An 18,531-nucleotide genomic window follows, 5' to 3' on the forward strand; every position below is an offset into this window, starting at 1 on the left:
AATATTTATATCTGATGAAAAAAAAATTACACTTATTTTTTATTCTTTTAACTATAAACTGTTTTGCCCAATTTAGCAAAACCCACTACATTCCACCATTAGTCGCAGCTTCAGGATTAGCAGAAGACCATTATTTATACATATCAACACCTAGTCTCATAAATGTAAATTTTAAAATCATAGCCAATGGCGGCAATGTGATTTATGGAACTGTAAACAGCACTAATCCTTATCGGTATACTATTGGAACCGGTGATAATACCCAATTATTTACTCCAGCAACAATAACAGGGATTATAGCCAATAAAGGATATATAGTAGAAGCCGAAGATTTAATATATGTAAGCGTCAGGGTCAATTCCGGATTAATTAATGGAAATTACAACCACGCCGGAGGTTTGGTTTCTAAAGGAAATAGCGCACTGGGAACTACGTTTAGGCTAGGTGCAATGCTGAATCCTCTTCTTGATCCAACATTACTGAACTTTGCCTCAATACTTGCTACTGAAAACGGGACAAAAATTGTCATTTCAAATCTTCAAAACGGAACCAGGATTTTAAATAGACCAAGTGTTACTGGTCCAATTACTGTTACTCTTAATAAAAATGAAAGTTATGTCTTGGCTTTACAAAATTATTTTGATGATGGTCTCATTTCAAATAGTTCAAAAATAATTGGTGCATTAGTTCAATCAGACAAACCTGTTGTTGTAAACTCTGGTTCATTTGGAGGCAGTAACAGTAAAGAGGTAAGAATCCAAAATGGCGTTAGTCTGCCGGTAGGAAGAGATGTAGGTTTTGACCAAATTGTTCCCCTAGAAAAAACAGGAAAAGAATATATTTTTGTAAAAGGAATAGGAACAAATGAATTGGAACGTGTTTTATTGGTAGCCCATTCAGACCAAACGCAAATTTTTTTAAATGGAGACACAACAGTTCCAATTGCAACACTCAATAGTGGAGAATATCTTGCTCTAGACGGAAGCCAATACATAAATGGCAATATGTATATTACTTCAACCCAAAATTTATTTGCTTATCAAAGCATAGGAGGATCAACTTCTCCAGCCAATCAAAATTTATTTTTTGTACCTCCTATTAATTGTTCTACTCCCAATACAGTAGATAATATCCCAGAAATACAAGCTATCGGCAACACAACTCTAATGGGAGTTTTAAATATTGTAACCGAATCCGGAGCTACCGTTTTTTTAAACAACACCCTCATTACAGATTCCCCGGTTGCTATCACAGGGAATCCAAAATTTGTACGGTACATTATAAATAATTTATCTGGGAATATTGCTGTAAAATCAACTAAACAGGTATATGTTTCCTATTTTGGAACAAATGGCGCTGCAACTTACGGAGGTTATTATTCGGGTTTTGATCTAAAACCTGAAATCGCCTACAGCAAAATAGCACTTACCAGCTCCGCCTGTATTCCGAATGTTTCCTTGAAAATAAATACATTATCATCTTATGACACCTTTCAATGGTATAAAGATGATATTGCAATTCCTTCAGCTGCCAACAATACTTATACACCAGCTACACCTGGCTATTACCAAGTTAAAGGAAGCATATCCGGATGTTTAAGTGACGTGTACTCCGATAAAATTCCTGTCAGTGAATGTCCTTTAGACTCTGATAATGATGGAGCTAATAACAATATTGATATTGATTTAGACAACGATGGAATTTTAAATACCGTCGAAACTTATTTTTCATTAATAAACCAATCAAATCCCCTTGCTGGTACAGATTATACTGCAACAGCCACGGGAGATGGAACAATCTCCGGTAAACCAAATTTTGGTTTCATATCACAGCTTCCTGCTGGTAAAACTCAACAAAACACCTATACGATTAATTTCAACAGTAAAAGACAATTAACCTTTACCTATATATCTTTAGACGTACCGAATCCGCTTCCTTTGGGTGAATATATGAATAGTGACAGCGATTTTATTTTGAAAGTACCTGCCAATGAAACATTAACAATTTTAGATCCAAACGGCCAATTATTGATAGACACTAACTATGACGGTATTTATGAAAGCGGCGTTACACAGTTTTCCTCTTTCGAAATCCGTTTTCGTTTAAAAAGCGTAGCTACATTACCCTTATATACAGGAACTTTTAGCATTTCCACCGATTCATCAAACCAGCTGACTTTTATTCATCGCAATCTTTCCGAAACTAACCCAAATCAAAGCGCTTTCCAAATAAACACAAGAGAACAAGTTGATTCAGATAAGGATACAGTTCCCGATTTTCTTGATTTGGACAGTGATAATGACGGTATTCCCGACACTATTGAAGCACAAGGAAAAGGGTTTAAAACTTATTCCAGTATAGACACAAATAAAGATGGATTAGATAATGTTTTCGAACCGGGACTTCAGAAAATAAATACCGATAACGATGTCAACGGCACAGCATACTTTGTTACAGATGTTGTTGATCTTGACAGCGATAACGACGGAATTTACGATTTAACCGAATCTGGGAGTAATGCTCCAGATGCCAACAAAGATGGTGTCATCGATGGTCCGCCTGCTGCCTTCGGTCCAAATGGTTTATTCAATGCTATTGAAACAGCTCCCGAAAGCGGTAAATTGATTTACACGCTTGCTGATACTGATACAAAAGGTGATTTTAATTACATAGACTTAGACAGCGATGATGATTTATGCAGCGATGTCATTGAAGCTGGATTTACCGACTCCAATTTTGACGGACAGCTGGGAGCGAGTCCGATAACGGTAAACAGTAATGGAATTGTAAGTGGCACAACAGACGGTTATACAACACCAAATGGCAATTATATCATTGCAACTCCAATTCTTGTAACCAAACAGCCCGAAAATCAATCCAACTGTGAATTACAAAACGCCACTTTTAGTATTCAATCAAATGCTGATAAATTTCAATGGCAGTTATCAACTGACGGAGGAAGCAATTGGAGTCCATTAGTAAACAACGCTGTTTACTCAGGAACCAGCACAGCATCTTTAATTATTACCAAAGTGACTACTTTATTAAATGGTTACGAATACCGTGTCCTTTTAAGCAGAACCAATAACAGTTGTGGACTGACTTCTTCAAAAGCCACCTTATCTATTCTTAATTTACCCGTTGTAAACACACCTGTTTCTATTGTACAGTGTGATGATGACACAGACGGCATTTCTAATTTTAATATAACAGAGAAAAACAGCTTTATTTCTGCCAATTATGCTAATGAAACTTTTAGCTATTATACCACTTTGGCTGGTGCAAATACAAAAGATACAAATACACGTATTCCAAATCCAATTGCTTTTACGAGTACAAATAATACCGTTTGGGCAAGAGTAGAAAACTCAAATGGATGTTTTAGCGTTGCGGAGTTGAACCTAATTGTTTCCACTACACAAATCAACTCTTCGTTCAAAAAAATTATTGAAGTTTGTGATGATTTTATCGACACTGCAAATGATGATAAAGATGGTATAGCTACATTTGATTTTAGTGCTGCAGCTACAGATATTAAAAACTTACTGCCTTCGCCTTCCTCAAACTACACTATTAAATTCTATGCAAATGAAACCGATGCCTTAGCAGAAACTAATACTATTCAAAATCCATCCAATTATAGAAATACAACAGCAAACCAACAAGAAATTTGGGTACGGGTAGAAAGTAATTTAGATAATGCCTGTTTTGGGTTAGGTGCTTACATCACTCTTCTTGTAAACCCAAAACCCAATATTGACACCAACGACAATAAAGCAGAAAATCAATTAGTTTGTTCTAATTTACCAAATTTTTTTATCACTCTCGATGCCAGAATTATTGATGGCACACCAATTAGCAATTACAATTATATTTGGTCAAAAGATGGCATAACGATTCCTAACGAAAACAATTATACTCTTGATATCAATGAAGAAGGCAAATACGAAGTAACTGTACTCAACCAAAAAGGCTGCGACAGAACCCGAACAATTACAGTTACCGCTTCCGATATTGCCCATTTAAACTCTGTATCAATCTCAGATTTATCCGACTCTAATAGTGTAACTGCAAATATTTCGGGACAAGGTAATTACGGATACAGCCTTGATTTACCTAATGGCCCATTTCAGGAATCCAATTACTTCGATAATATTTCACCTGGAATTCATGATCTCTATATTAGCGACAAAAACGGATGCGGAACTATTAAAAAAACCATTGCTGTACTTGGTATCCCAAAGTTTTTCACTCCAAATAATGACGGTTATAATGATTACTGGAATATCAAAGGAGCAGATGAAACTTTCAATACTGGTGCACAAATTTTTATTTACGACCGATATGGTAAACTAATCAAACAAGTTGTATCCTCTGGCAGCGGTTGGGACGGAACTTACACAGGAAACCCAATGCCCGCCGACGATTATTGGTATACCATAAAACTGGAAGACGGACGCGAGGCCAAAGGACATTTTTCGCTAAAAAGATAATTAATCATTTTTTTAAATATCTAAATCAATAAAATAATCATGACAAAGTTTCTCATCATAGCCTTATTATCTATTTGCAGTTTGGGATTCGCTCAAAATTCAAGCCTTACCATCAATGTTTCGGGTTTAAAAAACACCGCTGGAATATTAACTGCTGAACTATACAGCTCTAAAGAAAAGTTTCTTAAAGCATATTATAAAAAAGGATCGGCTGCAATAAAATCAAATGCGTCTTCAGTAACTTTTTCTGATATTCCAAAAGGAGAATACACTGTTATGGTATATCATGATGAAAACAACAATGGCAAACTAGACAAAAACTTTATAGGAATGCCCAAAGAACCTGTTGCCTGTTCCAATAATGCCAAAGGATTCATGGGACCTCCAAAATATGAAGAGGCAAAATTCAAAATTACCTCTGATTCCAAAATTAACATCAAAATGAGTGATGCACATTAATCCAAAAAAAATCCCAAATTCCAGTGTTTAGGAATTTGGGACTTTTTAAATATTGAAATTTAAATCTTTTAGATTTTAAATCTTTTTCTGTCAGTTTCTGTCAAATAGATTTTTCTCAAACGTATAGATTTTGGAGTAACCTCTACGTATTCATCTTTTTGAATATACTCTAAAGCTTCCTCTAAAGAGAAAATAATTGGAGGGATAATTCTAGCTTTATCATCATTTCCAGACGAACGAACGTTAGATTGTTTTTTCTCTTTAGTTACGTTTACACACATATCATCACCACGAGAGTTTTCTCCAATTACCTGACCTTCGTAAATTTCGGCATTTGGTTCAACAAAAAACTTACCACGATCTTGCAATTTATCGATAGAATAAGGAATAGCTTTTCCTTTTTCCATAGAAATCAATGAACCTTTGTTACGTCCAGCAATTTCTCCTTTGTAAGGCTCATATCCTATAAAACGGTGTGCCATAATAGCCTCACCAGCAGTAGCAGTAAGCAATTGATTACGCAATCCAATAATTCCACGTGATGGAATATTAAATTTTACAATCATACGTTCACCTTTAGTTTCCATACTCAGCATTTCACCTTTACGCATAGTAACGAACTCAACAGCTCTACCTGAAAGAGTTTCTGGTAAATCGATTGTCAATTCTTCAATTGGCTCACATTTTTTACCATCAATTTCTTTGATGATAACTTGTGGCTGACCGATTTGCAACTCATACCCTTCTCTTCTCATTGTTTCAATAAGAACAGACAAGTGAAGTACACCACGACCGAAAACCATAAACTTATCAGCTGAATCAGTTTCACCCAATTTCATTGCTAAGTTTTTCTCTAATTCCTTTGTCAAACGCTCTCTAATATGACGAGAAGTTACAAATTTACCCTCTTTTCCAAAAAAAGGAGAATCGTTAATTGTAAACAACATACTCATTGTAGGCTCATCAATATCAATTGTTTTCAACGCTTCTGGGTTTTCAAAATCAGCGATAGTATCTCCAATTTCAAACCCTTCAACTCCAACAATCGCACAGATATCACCAGCAATTACTTCAAGCACTTTTTTACGTCCAAGACCTTCAAAAGTATGAAGCTCTTTAATTCTTGATTTCATTATTGTACCATCTCTTTTAACCAATGAGATTGGCATACCCTCTTTTAAAACTCCTCTTTCTAGACGACCAATAGCAATACGGCCTGTAAAAGCTGAGAAATCTAAAGATGTAATCAACATTTGTGGAGTTCCTTCAGATACTTTAGGAGCAGGTACATTTTCAACCACCATATCCAACAATGCTTCAACATTATCAGTTACGTTTTCCCAATGATCAGACATCCAGTTATTTTTAGCTGAACCATAAACGGTTGGGAAATCCAACTGCCATTCTTGAGCGCCCAATTCAAACATTAAGTCAAAAACTTTTTCATGAACTTCTTCAGGAGTACAGTTTTCTTTATCTACTTTATTGATTACAACACATGGTTTTAATCCTAAATCAATAGCTTTTTGCAATACAAAACGAGTTTGAGGCATTGGTCCCTCAAAAGCATCTACCAAAAGACAAACTCCATCAGCCATATTCAAAACACGCTCTACCTCACCGCCAAAATCGGCGTGACCTGGAGTATCAATAATATTAATTTTCGTACCTTTATATTGAACCGAAACATTCTTTGAAGTAATAGTAATACCTCTTTCGCGCTCTAGATCGTTGTTATCAAGGATTAAGTCACCTGTGTTTTCGTTGTCACGAAATAACTGACAGTGATACATAATTTTATCAACCAAAGTTGTTTTACCGTGATCGACGTGGGCAATAATTGCAATATTTCTAATAGCTTCCATCTGTGATTTTTAGGGTGCAAAGGTACACTTTATTTTGATATAAAAAATCTTTATGCAATAGTTTGCTATTTTGTTAACATATAGGCAATTAACTAAATACTAAACAAATAGTGTCAGAATTTATTTAAAATGAAGTTTTAAATTTTAACATTAAATTAATTATATTTGATTAATGAAAGACAGAGCCAATCAAACAACTTTAACTTATACACTCATTGCACTATTTATTGCTATTATTAGCTATAAATTAGCAAAACATTATTCCCTCTATTTAAATGCCTATACTTTTAGCTTTATTAAAGACATCTTTTTCATAATAACTACAGCTCTTCTTTTTAGATATATCTTATACAAAAACAGCAAAAGATACACAGAAATATACAAAAACCTCAAACATACCAACGGCAAACTAATAGAGTCTAACGAGAAATATGACATCGTTGCAAAAGCTACCAGCGATACAATTTGGGACTGGAAGATACCGGAAGACGATTTCACTTGGAACAAAGGAATCGAAGTAATATACGGTTACAATCAAAATCAAGTAACTAATAATTCCAAATGGTGGTTCGACAATATACATCCGGAAGACAGCATAAAAATGTCTATCAAACTCTATTCATTTCTTGAACAAAAGACTGAAAAATGGCAAGACCAGTACCGTTTTAAATGTGCAGACAATAAATACAAATATGTATTGGACAGAGGCTTTATTTTAAAAGACGAAAGCGGAAAAGCCATTCGGATGATCGGTGCCATTCAAGATATCACCAAACAAAAAGAGGAAGAAAACAGGCTAAAACTGCTTGAAACAGTCTTTACCGAAGCCCGCGATTCAATCATTATCACGCAAGCAACTTCTGATAACCACCAAATACCAAAAATAGTTTTTGCAAATCCTGCATTCAGCAAAATGTCAGGCTATGAACATTCCAAAATTATAGGAAAATCTCCTAATTTTTTCATGGGAAAAAATTCAGATCCCTGTCAAATCGAAAAACTAACACAAGCCATAAAAAACAGAGAAGAATGTTTTCTTGAAATTATACTCTATAAAAAAGACCATTCGGAATATTGGGTGAGCCTCTCATTCATTCCCGTATACAATCTGGAACAGGATCTGTCGCACTGGATTTCCATACAGAGAGACATCACTGAAGAAAAAAAATTAGAGAAAGAAAAAGAAATACTCATCCGGGAATTAACCCGTAACAATAAAGATTTAAAACAATTTTCATACATTACATCCCACAATTTAAGAGCTCCATTATCAAATTTAACAGGCTTATTAAATTTAATCGACCATGTCTTAATTGAGAATAAGGACTTAGAAGAAATCATAAACGGATTCAAAATATCCACTCACCTGCTAAATGAAACTGTCAATGATTTATCCAAAGCAATCACAATAAAAGACAGTCCCGCCATGCAAAATGAAGAATTGCTAATACAGGATATTTTCAAAAACATTCTCAGCCAGCTAAATTTAAGCATCGAAACGATAAAACCAAAACTAAACATCAGCTATGGAAACGTTACAAAAATAAATACTAATAAAGTCTATCTTGAAAGCATCTTACTCAACTTATTCACTAACTCTCTTAAGTTCAAATCAAAAAACAGAGATTTAATTATTGATATTGCCATTTCAGAAGCCGACCAAATAATTTCGATCAGTTTCAAAGATAATGGCATCGGAATAGACTTAAAAAGACACAAAAACAAAATATTTGGTCTCTATCAGAGATTTCACGATTACCCGGACAGTAAAGGGTTAGGGCTATTTTTAGTTAAGTCCCAAATAGAAACTATGGGCGGTACAATAGCTATTCGGAGTGAAGTCGAAAAAGGAACTGAATTCATACTAACGCTTAAATCTTTTTAAAATGTTAGACTTAATTATGTGCATCGATGACGACCCAATTACATTAATGCTATTTAAAAAAGTGGTACAAAGAGCTTCTTTTGCAAAAGAAATAATATACGCTTACAATGGTCAGGAAGCTATTGCATTTATTGACAATATCAAAAATGAAGACACAAAGCCCCAATTGCTCTTTTTAGACCTGAACATGCCAGTAATGGGAGGTTGGGAGTTTCTTGATTTATTTAATAACTCCAATTATTATCTTTCAAACAATACCAAAGTTATCATTTTAACTTCAACAATAGATCCCGAAGATATTAAAAAATCAAAATCATATCCTAATGTCATTGAATTCTTATCCAAACCCATCACAGTAGAAATGCTGCATTATTTAGAGTCAAGAATCTAATTACAATTCATCAAACATAGCCTCATAATTAAAAGAAATAAGGCATAAAAAAAAGCTCCTTAAAAAAGGAGCTTTTTTATATAAATTATATTACTTACAATTTAGCAACATGCTTAGTTAACTTAGACTTCAAGTTTGAAGCTTTGTTATCATGAATGATGTTTTTCTTTGCTAATTTATCAATCATTGATATTACACTTGACAATTTTGAAGTCGCATCAGCCTTATCAGTTGCAATTCTTAATGCTTTAATAGCATTACGAGTAGTTTTATGTTGGTATCTATTTAATACTCTTCTCTTTTCGTTACTTCTAATTCTTTTTAGAGCTGACTTATGATTTGCCATTGTGTTATCTTTTTATCTTAATTATTTCATTTTTTGTAGTCCGTAAGGGAATCGAACCCCTGTTACCAGAATGAAATTCTGGCGTCCTAACCCCTAGACGAACGGACCATTATCCCTCTAAGTTCTGGAATATTCTAGATCAAAAAAATTTGTAGTCCGTGGGGGAATCGAACCCCCCTTACCAGGATGAAAACCTGGCGTCCTAACCGATAGACGAACGGACCGTTGTTTTTTATTCTCAGAATTTTTTCAATCTAAATACTTCTTGTAGTCCGTGGGGGAATCGAACCCCCCTTACCAGGATGAAAACCTGGCGTCCTAACCGATAGACGAACGGACCCTACTTCTGTAATGCGGATGCAAAAATACAACTATTTTTGAGAAGCGCAATAGTAGAGGCAAAAAAAATTTATTTTTTTTAATATGCCTTCGCAAAAAGCACCCTTCCGACTGAAGGACTCCCAGTAAACACACAGCTTCCCGCCTGTTCTACTCTATCCAAAGGAATACATCTTATCGTTGCTTTTGTCAATTCTTTAATCTTCTCCTCGGTAGCCGCAGTTCCATCCCAATGTGCTGAAACAAAGCCTCCTTCACCTTCCAAAACCTCCTTAAATTCATCAAAACTATTTACTTCAGTAATATGAGTATTTCTATAATTTAATGCTTTTCCGAATAAATCTTTTTGAATTTGCTCCAATAAATCACTAATGTAAGTTGTGATTCCGTCTTTGGCCACTACTTCTTTTGTTAAAGTATCTCTTCTTGCTACTTCAAAAGTTCCGTTTTCTAAATCTTTTGGACCAACAGCAATTCGAACCGGAACTCCTTTTAATTCCCATTCAGCAAATTTAAATCCTGGTTTCTGAGTTGTTCTATTATCAAATTTCACAGAGATATTTAATTTTCTTAAAGCCATAACCAAAACATCCACTTCATTAGAAATCGCGTCTAATTGCTCATCACTCTTATATATAGGAACAATAACAACTTGGATCGGAGCCAAATTAGGCGGCAATACTAATCCCTGATCATCAGAATGAGTCATTACTAACGCTCCCATCAATCGTGTTGAAACTCCCCATGATGTCCCCCAAACATGTTCTTGCTTACCTTCGGCATTCGCAAACTTTACATCAAAAGCCTTAGCGAAATTTTGCCCTAAAAAATGTGAAGTCCCTGCCTGCAATGCTTTGCCATCCTGCATAAGGGCTTCAATACAATATGTTTCCTCAGCACCTGCAAAACGTTCTGTTTCTGTTTTCAATCCTTTTATAACGGGAATAGCCATGAAATTCTCAACAAAATCAGCATATACATTCATCATTTTCTCTGATTCTTCTATTGCTTCTGCTCTAGTTGCATGTGCTGTATGTCCTTCCTGCCATAAAAACTCAGCTGTTCTCAAGAACAAACGGGTTCTCATTTCCCAACGCACCACATTGGCCCATTGGTTTATTAACAAAGGTAAATCTCTATAGGATTGCACCCATCCTTTATATGTAGACCAAATAATAGCTTCACTTGTAGGACGTACAATTAATTCCTCTTCCAGTTTTGCATTTGGATCCACCATTAATTTCCCTGGTTTATCAGGATCATTCTTTAATCTGTAATGTGTAACTATAGCACATTCTTTTGCAAATCCTTCTGCATTTTTCTCTTCTGCCTCAAACATGCTTTTGGGAACAAATAAAGGAAAATAAGCATTTTGATGTCCTGTCTCTTTAAACATTCTATCAAGTTCAGCTTGCATTTTTTCCCATATAGCATACCCATAAGGTTTTATTACCATACAACCTCTAACCCCTGAATTCTCTGCTAAATCGGCCTTAACAACCAACTCATTGTACCATTTTGAATAATCTTCTGCTCTTGTTGTTAGGTTCTTGCTCATTTTGAATAATTTGGCATAATATTTGTTTCTTAATAATTTAACTAAATAATTACGCAAAACTAACTAATTTTGTATTGTCCAACAATAAAATAATCTGCCGAAATGAAAACAAATGCATTAATTACTCGGAAAACATCACTTAATTCCTTAATTGTATTTTTAGGCTTGATAATAACCTCCTGCGGTTCTTATCAAAACAGCTCCTATTATGATAGTGACGGTATTTATAGCACAAATGAGGGAAAAGTTGTTGTAAAAAATAATCAAGCCGCTCAATCTTCAGTTCAATATAAACAATATTTCAATTCATTACAAAACACCGGAGCATCTGACGAAATATTTACTGACGTAAACAGCTACAGCAGCGACTACAATACAGAAAACGATTCAATACAAGCGCCATCTACCGGATATGCTTCTTGGGGCAGTTCTCCTCAAGAAACCACTATAACAGTCTATCCAAACACTTCTTGGTATTTGGGCTATGGCTGGGGCTACCCATATTACGGCTATGGCTATGGTTACGGTTACCCATACTATGGTTATGGTTACCCATACTATGGATGGAGTTATCCTTATTATGGATGGGGTTACTCTGGGTACGGTTGTGGTTATCCTAACTACAGATATTCAGGTTATGGTTATGGTTACGGCCATGCTAATCCATATTCCTACAATTATAATTATAGCAGAAGAGGATCGTCTTACGGAGGAAACTACACCTATAACAGGACTAACGCTTACAACAACACAAGAAATAGTTTTACCAGCAGAAACAGTACTACTGGCAGAAACAGCATATACAATAACAATACCTACAATAGAAACAGCACTAATGATATAGTAAACAGAAGGGCTTCATCTTTTACAAACAGAAATGACTATACTAATTTTACAAACAGAAATAGCTATACTAATCCTGCTTCTAGAAATTACACACAAAATCAATCACAATACAGAAATAGCAATTACACACAAAGCAGAGCAAATACCTCAAATCAAACCACCCAAAGATCAAGCTACACTCCAAGTAACAACAGTTCATACAGAAGCAGCAGCAGCAATATGTCTAGCGGAGCTGGCAGAATGTCCAGTGGCGGTGGCAGTAGCAGTGGTAGTAGCAGTGGCGGAAGAATGGGTGGCGGAAGAAGATAAAAAACACTAATCAAAAAATTATAACTAACCTTAAGTTCAACCCCATGAAAAAGAACCTTTTGTTATTTTTAGCAGCAGGATTAACATTCTCTACAGTACACTCACAAGAAATGAAAGACGCGATGCGTTATGCTCAAAGCGAATTGCAAGGAACCGCTCGATTTACATCCATGAGCGGCGCTTTTGGAGCATTAGGAGGCGATTTATCATCCATAAATCTAAACCCTGCGGGATCAGCCGTTTTTAACAATAATCAATTTGCCGCGACAATGGGAAGTTATGATATTGATAATAACTCGAAATATTTTGGCGGTTCTACTTCATCTGGCCAGAATAATTTTGATATTAATCAAGCGGGAGGTGTTTTTGTTTTTAAGACTAGAGATCCTGATAATGATTTGAGAAAAATTTCTTTCTCTATTAATTATGAGAACACTAATAATTACGACAACTCATTATTCTCTGCAGGAGTAAATCCAATTCATTCTATAGACGAATATTTTTTAAGTTATGCCAATACCAACAATGTTTCGTTAGGACTTATAACAAATAATAATTATGCCGACCTAGATAATGGCCCACAACAAGCTTACCTAGGATACTACGGATTCGTTATAAATCCTGTTTCAGATACCGACTCTAATACTTTATACACTTCAAATGTTCGCTCAGGAGGAAATTATTATCAGGAAAACAGTGTTTACTCCAATGGACATAACGGAAAACTGATTTTTAACAGTGCTGTTCAGATTAAAGACTTCTTGTATATTGGATTAAACTTAAATTCTCATTTTACGGATTACGTTCAAAATTCGAATTTCTATGAATCCAACAACAATCCTTCAGATATAAATTATAAAATTAGTAATTTAAATTTTTCAAACAATCTTCATACTTACGGCTCAGGATTTTCGTTCCAAGCAGGAGCAATTGCAAAATTAACTAATGAAATACGTCTGGGTTTTGCTTATGAATCGCCAACATGGTACAATTTGAAAGATGAATTTTCACAAAGACTATCCGCTGTCAGCACCAACAATGCAAACTCATTACCGCCTGATGTAGTGGATCCTCTTACGACTAATTATTATGCACCTTATGATCTGCAGACTCCGGGCAGTCTGACTGGAAGTTTTTCTTATGTTTTTGGAAAAACGGGATTAATCAGTGTGGATTATAAATACAAAGATTATAGTCAAACTCAATTTGGCCCTGAAAACGACCCTTATTTTAGAGGTTTAAATAACACCATGCACAATGCCCTTGGAAGCTCAAACGAAGTAAGAGCTGGTGCCGAATACAGAATACAAAATTTAAAGCTGAGAGGCGGTTACCGATTTGAAGGAAGTCCTTATAATGACTCAGTAACAATAGGAGATTTGAACAGTTTTTCGGGTGGATTAGGTTATAGTTTCGGAGCTATAAAACTTGATTTTTCTTATGTTCATGCTCATTCTACATCTCAAGAACAGTTTTTCTCACAAGGATTTACAGAGAGAGCCAGAATTAATACGTATAAAAATAATTTTACTATGACTTTTACTTTTGAAATGTAAAATACACATAATGTAATAACAAAAACCACTTTTGAGATTGTTCAAAAGTGGTTTTGTTTTTTATACTAAGAATTTTAAGACTAGATATTACGAAACTTTTTTGGGAGATTTTTTTATAAAAACTAAACATCTTTAATCAGCCCCGATGGGAGCAAGTATCCTTTTATGCCGTCTCGTCCCAAAAGACGAGAGGTATAAAAGATACTGCAGACAGCGGGAGAAATGTTCTTAAAAAAATGAAATATACTGCTCCAAATCATTTTTATACAAACAAAACGTCCATTTTAAAAGGAAACAGACAGGGTTTCAGCAAAAAATTGTAATTTTGCAGATTCCTAAATTATCAGGAATATAATATTATGAGAACGAAGTCTTTAAAAAAGAACAAAATAAATGTAATCACCCTAGGGTGTTCTAAAAATGTATATGACAGTGAAGTGCTGATGGGACAGCTTAAAGCCAGTGGCAAAGATGTGACTCATGAGGCCAAAGCAGAGGATGAAGGGAATATTATCGTGATAAATACCTGTGGTTTTATTGATAATGCCAAGGCTGAATCGGTAAACATGATATTGGAATATGCTGATAAAAAAGAAAAAGGACTTGTAGACAAAGTTTTTGTAACCGGATGTTTATCTGAAAGATACAGGCCTGATTTAGAGAAAGAGATTCCAAATGTAGACCAATATTTTGGAACTACAGAATTGCCGGCTTTATTAAAAGCTTTGGGCGCCGATTATAAGCATGAATTACTAGGAGAACGCTTGACTACTACTCCAAAAAATTATGCCTATTTGAAAATTTCGGAAGGCTGTGACAGACCTTGCAGTTTTTGCGCCATTCCGTTAATGAGAGGAAAAAACGTTTCGCAGACTATTGAAAAACTAGTTAAAGAAGCTGAAGGATTAGCAAGAGACGGCGTAAAAGAATTGATTTTGATTGCTCAGGATTTAACCTATTATGGTCTTGACTTGTACAAAAAAAGAGCTCTTGGCGAATTATTGGAAGCTTTAGTAAAAGTTGAAGGCATTGAGTGGATTCGTCTGCACTACGCCTTTCCTACCGGATTTCCGATGGATGTGCTTGAAATCATGAAACGCGAACCTAAGATTTGTAATTATATTGATATTCCGCTACAGCACATTGCAGATTCTGTTTTGAAATCGATGCGACGCGGGACTACACAGGAAAAAACTACACAATTATTAAAAGACTTTAGGGCAGCGGTTCCTGGAATGGCTATCCGTACAACTTTGATTGTGGGTTATCCAGGAGAAACACAGGAAGATTTTAATATTTTGAAAGACTTTGTTCAGGAAATGAAGTTTGACAGAATGGGCTGTTTTGCCTATTCGCATGAAGAAAACACACACGCTTTTTTACTGGAAGATGATGTTCCTGCCGATGTAAAACAAGATCGTGCCAACGAAATTATGGAATTACAATCTCAAATTTCCTGGGATTTGAACCAAGAAAAAGTTGGAAAAACTTTCAGATGTATTATTGACAGAAAAGAAGGCGGTCATTTTGTAGGCAGAACCGAGTTTGACAGCCCTGATGTTGATAATGAAGTATTAATTGACGCTGCAAAACACTATGTAAAAACAGGTGATTTTGCAATGATCAAAATTATTGAAGCAACAGAATTTGATTTATACGGAGAACCAGTTTAAATTTTTTAATTTTCAACATTGTATTTTATGAAAACATTTAAAACAGCATTGTTAATAGCATTTTTACTTTTGTCAGCTAACACTATTTCGGCTCAATATAATAATGGTTACGGCGGCGGATACGGTGGCGGTTATGGCGGGAATGGTTATGGAAACGGCTACGGAAACGGCTATGGAAGATCCAACCAAATGAACCAAATGCAGGCCAGTCAGCCAAGTGCGCCAAAACCTGTACCTGTAGAGGAAACCGCTGGAAAAATAGTTGCCTATTATAAAAAAGAACTTAATCTGGACGCCCTTCAAGAGGTTGTTGTAAAAAATATTTACATCAAATCGTTAAAAAAAGAAGAAATTTTAATGAAAAAAGAAATTAACGATGATGATAAAAAAGAGGAGTTTAAAGTTCTAAGCGAAATGACTGAAATGGAAGTTAAAGAAATTTTAAACAAGGATCAAAAAGAGAAATTTAAGAATCTGATTGAGGAGAGAAACAGCAAAATGGAAGCTCGAAAACACTAAAACTCAAGATCAGATACTTTTGAAAATATTCCAAAATCATGACAAAAACCATTTACTGTCTCATTCTAGTCCTTTTAATCGCTTCGTGTGGCACAACAAACCCGCACAAATCAAGCGAAAAAGTCTATAATGAACAAATAAAATCCTTAAAAGAAACCATTGCCACAAAAGAAGCCATACCTCTAAAAAGCGAACCGTTTGTTGTCATTGACAGCATTGCTTATAGATACAATAACCAATTGCTCAATTATAAGGACACGCTTTCTAAAACTGATACTAAGATTTTACAAAACGGCATTGTCTCTGAATGGGTAGGTACGGTTAATTTCAATTTAAGAAAACCTAATTTTATTATTATCCATCATACTGCGCAAGACTCTGTTCAGCAAACTCTTAAAACTTTTACATTAAAACAAACCAATGTAAGCGCCCATTATGTGATTGCGAGAGACGGAAAAGTAATTCATATGCTTAATGATTATTTAAGAGCTTGGCATGCCGGGAATGGATCATGGGGTAAAAATACTGATATTAACTCCAGTTCTATTGGAATTGAATTGGACAATAATGGTACCGAGCCTTTTTCAGATTTACAAATCAATACCTTACTGGCTCTTTTGACCAAATTAAAAAAAGATTACAACATTCCTACACAAAACATAATCGGACATGCCGATATTGCACCTACAAGAAAGAAGGATCCAAGCGCTTTATTCCCTTGGAAACTTTTGGCTGTAAATGGTTTTGGCGTTTGGCCAGAAGATGAGCTTCCTTGTCCTCCGCCTGAATTCAATGTAAARCAAGGTTTGCAAGTGATAGGGTATAATACTGAAAATCTCTCTGCAGCTGTTATAGCTTTTAAACTTCATTTCATACAGACAGAAGTTAATGATATTTTGGACGAAAAAACAATTAGCACTATCTATTCAGTTTACAAAAAATAGAAATGTAATACCTTATAAAAAACGCTTTTTGATTTGACCAAAAAGCGTTTTTATGTTTATATTTATTAGGTTAAAAAAAAACGCATATTTATACCATTTAGAAATATTGAGCAAGAAAAGCATCAACCAAAATCATTTTTTGAATTATGCGATTTTAATGTCTTAAACAATGATCAAACCAAAAATATGGTTATCTTCTCCACACATGGGAGGTTCCGAACTTAGTTATGTACACGATGCTTTTGATTCAAATTGGATTGCTCCATTTGGAGCAAACATAACTGAATTCGAACATAATTTAGAAAAATATCTATCTAATGGAGTTTTTGTAACAGCGCTAAGTTCAGCCACTGCAGCTATTCATTTAGGATTGATACTCTTAGGTGTAAAATCTGGCGACGCAGTAATTTGTCAATCCTTGACATTCGCAGCATCAGCTAATCCTATTTTATATCAAGGAGCAATTCCCATTTTTATTGATAGTGAACAAGAAACCTGGAATCTTTGCCCCATAGCTTTAGAAAATGCTATTACGGATACAATTAACAAAGGTCAAATTCCAAAAGCAATAATCACGGTTCATTTGTATGGAGTTCCCTATAAAATAGATGAGATTAGAGCGGTAGCCAACAAATACAATATTCCAATCCTTGAAGACAGTGCCGAAGCTTTAGGAAGCAGCTACAAAGGACAAAAATGCGGTACTTTTGGGGATATCAGCGTTTTTTCATTTAATGGAAATAAAATTATAACAACCTCTGGTGGCGGAGCCATTGTAACTTCGAGCCAAAAACAAAAGAAAAAAATACAGTTCCTTGCCTCCCAAGCCAAAGACGAAGCACCGCATTACCAGCACAGCGAACTGGGTTTTAATTATCAGATGAGTAATATTTGTGCAGGTATTGGCCGCGGTCAAATGAAAGTCCTCGACGAACATATTTTACTGCGTAGAGCTATGCATGATTTTTATGTATCTCTTTTTGAAAATATTCCGGGAATTACCGTTTTTACAACAGAAAATCCAGACTATTTTTCCAATTATTGGCTTACTTCCATACTTGTAAATCCTGCTGAAACTAAAAACGGAATCGACAAAGAAACCATCCGATTGACTTTACTGGATTCTAATATAGAATGCAGACCTTTATGGAAGCCCATGCATCTTCAGCCATTATATAAAAATTATCCTTTTTATGGAGAAAAAATTGCCGAAACATTGTTTGAGAATGGACTGAGTCTGCCTTCAGGGTCTAATCTGACAGATTCTGACAAAGACCGTATCCGAACCTGCTTATTAAATTTATTAAGCTAATTACATTTTTTATACGTTGAAATAAAAAAGCTGCCA

Annotated in this window: 13 protein-coding genes and 3 tRNA genes; 10 read left to right on the forward strand and 6 right to left on the reverse strand. The window is 35.1% G+C overall.

Going from position 1 to position 18,531, the window contains the following annotated elements; all coding sequences use genetic code 11:
• Nucleotides 1–14: 14 nt before the first annotated feature.
• Nucleotides 15–4,493: a T9SS type B sorting domain-containing protein gene (locus tag AC1DVP_RS08225; RefSeq protein ID WP_477183015.1), complete on the forward strand. Its 4,479-nt coding sequence runs from the start codon at nt 15–17 to the stop codon at nt 4,491–4,493.
• Nucleotides 4,494–4,532: 39 nt separating this feature from the next.
• Nucleotides 4,533–4,952: a DUF2141 domain-containing protein gene (locus AC1DVP_RS08230; protein WP_477183016.1), complete on the forward strand. Its 420-nt coding sequence runs from the start codon at nt 4,533–4,535 to the stop codon at nt 4,950–4,952.
• Nucleotides 4,953–5,020: 68 nt separating this feature from the next.
• On the opposite strand, the gene typA is transcribed toward AC1DVP_RS08230, so the two are convergent.
• Nucleotides 5,021–6,817 carry a translational GTPase TypA gene (gene typA / locus AC1DVP_RS08235; RefSeq protein ID WP_477183017.1) on the reverse strand — a complete coding sequence of 599 codons (1,797 nt, stop codon included), beginning with the start codon at nt 6,815–6,817 and terminating at the stop codon, nt 5,021–5,023.
• Between the two features lie 172 nt (nt 6,818–6,989).
• Between typA and AC1DVP_RS08240 the strand changes: the two genes are divergently transcribed.
• Both AC1DVP_RS08240 and AC1DVP_RS08245 read left to right on the forward strand, forming a co-directional pair.
• A complete protein-coding gene (locus AC1DVP_RS08240; RefSeq protein WP_477183018.1) occupies nt 6,990–8,702 on the forward strand; it encodes a PAS domain-containing sensor histidine kinase in 1,713 nt (570 codons plus the stop codon).
• A 1-nt stretch (nt 8,703) separates the two neighbouring features.
• Nucleotides 8,704–9,093: a response regulator gene (locus AC1DVP_RS08245; RefSeq protein WP_477183019.1), complete on the forward strand. Its 390-nt coding sequence runs from the start codon at nt 8,704–8,706 to the stop codon at nt 9,091–9,093.
• A 94-nt stretch (nt 9,094–9,187) separates the two neighbouring features.
• Here AC1DVP_RS08245 and rpsT read toward each other — a convergent pair whose 3' ends face one another.
• From rpsT to proS, 5 genes are all read right to left on the reverse strand, one after another.
• Nucleotides 9,188–9,439, reverse strand: a complete 252-nt coding sequence (gene rpsT / locus AC1DVP_RS08250) for a 30S ribosomal protein S20 (RefSeq protein WP_073371796.1) — start codon at nt 9,437–9,439, stop codon at nt 9,188–9,190.
• Nucleotides 9,440–9,475: 36 nt separating this feature from the next.
• Nucleotides 9,476–9,547: transfer RNA gene (locus AC1DVP_RS08255), tRNA-Glu, on the reverse strand.
• 44 nt (nt 9,548–9,591) lie between these two features.
• Nucleotides 9,592–9,663 (reverse strand) — tRNA-Glu (locus AC1DVP_RS08260).
• A gap of 44 nt (nt 9,664–9,707) precedes the next feature.
• Nucleotides 9,708–9,779 (reverse strand) — tRNA-Glu (locus AC1DVP_RS08265).
• A 78-nt stretch (nt 9,780–9,857) separates the two neighbouring features.
• Complete coding sequence (gene proS, locus AC1DVP_RS08270) at nt 9,858–11,336, reverse strand: proline--tRNA ligase (protein ID WP_477183020.1); 1,479 nt, start codon at nt 11,334–11,336, stop codon at nt 9,858–9,860.
• Between the two features lie 102 nt (nt 11,337–11,438).
• On the opposite strand from proS, the gene AC1DVP_RS08275 reads away from it, so the two are divergent.
• The 6 genes from AC1DVP_RS08275 (at nt 11,439) to AC1DVP_RS08300 (ending at nt 18,495) form a co-directional block, all read left to right on the forward strand.
• Nucleotides 11,439–12,491 carry a hypothetical protein gene (locus AC1DVP_RS08275; protein ID WP_477183021.1) on the forward strand — a complete coding sequence of 351 codons (1,053 nt, stop codon included), beginning with the start codon at nt 11,439–11,441 and terminating at the stop codon, nt 12,489–12,491.
• Nucleotides 12,492–12,535: 44 nt separating this feature from the next.
• Nucleotides 12,536–14,047, forward strand: a complete 1,512-nt coding sequence (locus tag AC1DVP_RS08280) for an OmpP1/FadL family transporter (protein WP_477183022.1) — start codon at nt 12,536–12,538, stop codon at nt 14,045–14,047.
• Between the two features lie 359 nt (nt 14,048–14,406).
• On the forward strand, nt 14,407–15,720 hold the full coding sequence (rimO, locus tag AC1DVP_RS08285) for a 30S ribosomal protein S12 methylthiotransferase RimO (protein ID WP_100429965.1): 1,314 nt from the start codon (nt 14,407–14,409) through the stop codon (nt 15,718–15,720).
• Between the two features lie 27 nt (nt 15,721–15,747).
• Nucleotides 15,748–16,239: a hypothetical protein gene (locus AC1DVP_RS08290; protein WP_477183023.1), complete on the forward strand. Its 492-nt coding sequence runs from the start codon at nt 15,748–15,750 to the stop codon at nt 16,237–16,239.
• Nucleotides 16,240–16,277: 38 nt separating this feature from the next.
• Complete coding sequence (locus AC1DVP_RS08295; protein WP_477183024.1) at nt 16,278–17,183, forward strand: N-acetylmuramoyl-L-alanine amidase; 906 nt, start codon at nt 16,278–16,280, stop codon at nt 17,181–17,183.
• 169 nt (nt 17,184–17,352) lie between these two features.
• Entirely contained in the window at nt 17,353–18,495 is a 1,143-nt protein-coding gene (locus AC1DVP_RS08300) for a DegT/DnrJ/EryC1/StrS family aminotransferase (RefSeq protein ID WP_477183025.1), read from the forward strand.
• Nucleotides 18,496–18,531: the final 36 nt, after the last annotated feature.

It is taken from the genome of Flavobacterium sp. P3_A6 (assembly GCF_056403035.1).

What these genes read in the sequence shown, in the direction of transcription:
- AC1DVP_RS08300 (WP_477183025.1), top strand. Translation starts at nt 17,353, where the DNA reads ATGATCAAACCAAAAATATGGTTATCTTCTCCACACATGGGAGGTTCC.
- rimO (WP_100429965.1), top strand. Translation starts at nt 14,407, where the DNA reads ATGAGAACGAAGTCTTTAAAAAAGAACAAAATAAATGTAATCACCCTA.
- AC1DVP_RS08275 (WP_477183021.1), top strand. Translation starts at nt 11,439, where the DNA reads ATGAAAACAAATGCATTAATTACTCGGAAAACATCACTTAATTCCTTA.
- AC1DVP_RS08225 (WP_477183015.1), top strand. Translation starts at nt 15, where the DNA reads ATGAAAAAAAAATTACACTTATTTTTTATTCTTTTAACTATAAACTGT.
- AC1DVP_RS08240 (WP_477183018.1), top strand. Translation starts at nt 6,990, where the DNA reads ATGAAAGACAGAGCCAATCAAACAACTTTAACTTATACACTCATTGCA.
- proS (WP_477183020.1), bottom strand. Translation starts at nt 11,336, where the DNA reads ATGAGCAAGAACCTAACAACAAGAGCAGAAGATTATTCAAAATGGTAC.
- rpsT (WP_073371796.1), bottom strand. Translation starts at nt 9,439, where the DNA reads ATGGCAAATCATAAGTCAGCTCTAAAAAGAATTAGAAGTAACGAAAAG.
- AC1DVP_RS08245 (WP_477183019.1), top strand. Translation starts at nt 8,704, where the DNA reads ATGTTAGACTTAATTATGTGCATCGATGACGACCCAATTACATTAATG.
- AC1DVP_RS08230 (WP_477183016.1), top strand. Translation starts at nt 4,533, where the DNA reads ATGACAAAGTTTCTCATCATAGCCTTATTATCTATTTGCAGTTTGGGA.
- AC1DVP_RS08280 (WP_477183022.1), top strand. Translation starts at nt 12,536, where the DNA reads ATGAAAAAGAACCTTTTGTTATTTTTAGCAGCAGGATTAACATTCTCT.
- typA (WP_477183017.1), bottom strand. Translation starts at nt 6,817, where the DNA reads ATGGAAGCTATTAGAAATATTGCAATTATTGCCCACGTCGATCACGGT.
- AC1DVP_RS08290 (WP_477183023.1), top strand. Translation starts at nt 15,748, where the DNA reads ATGAAAACATTTAAAACAGCATTGTTAATAGCATTTTTACTTTTGTCA.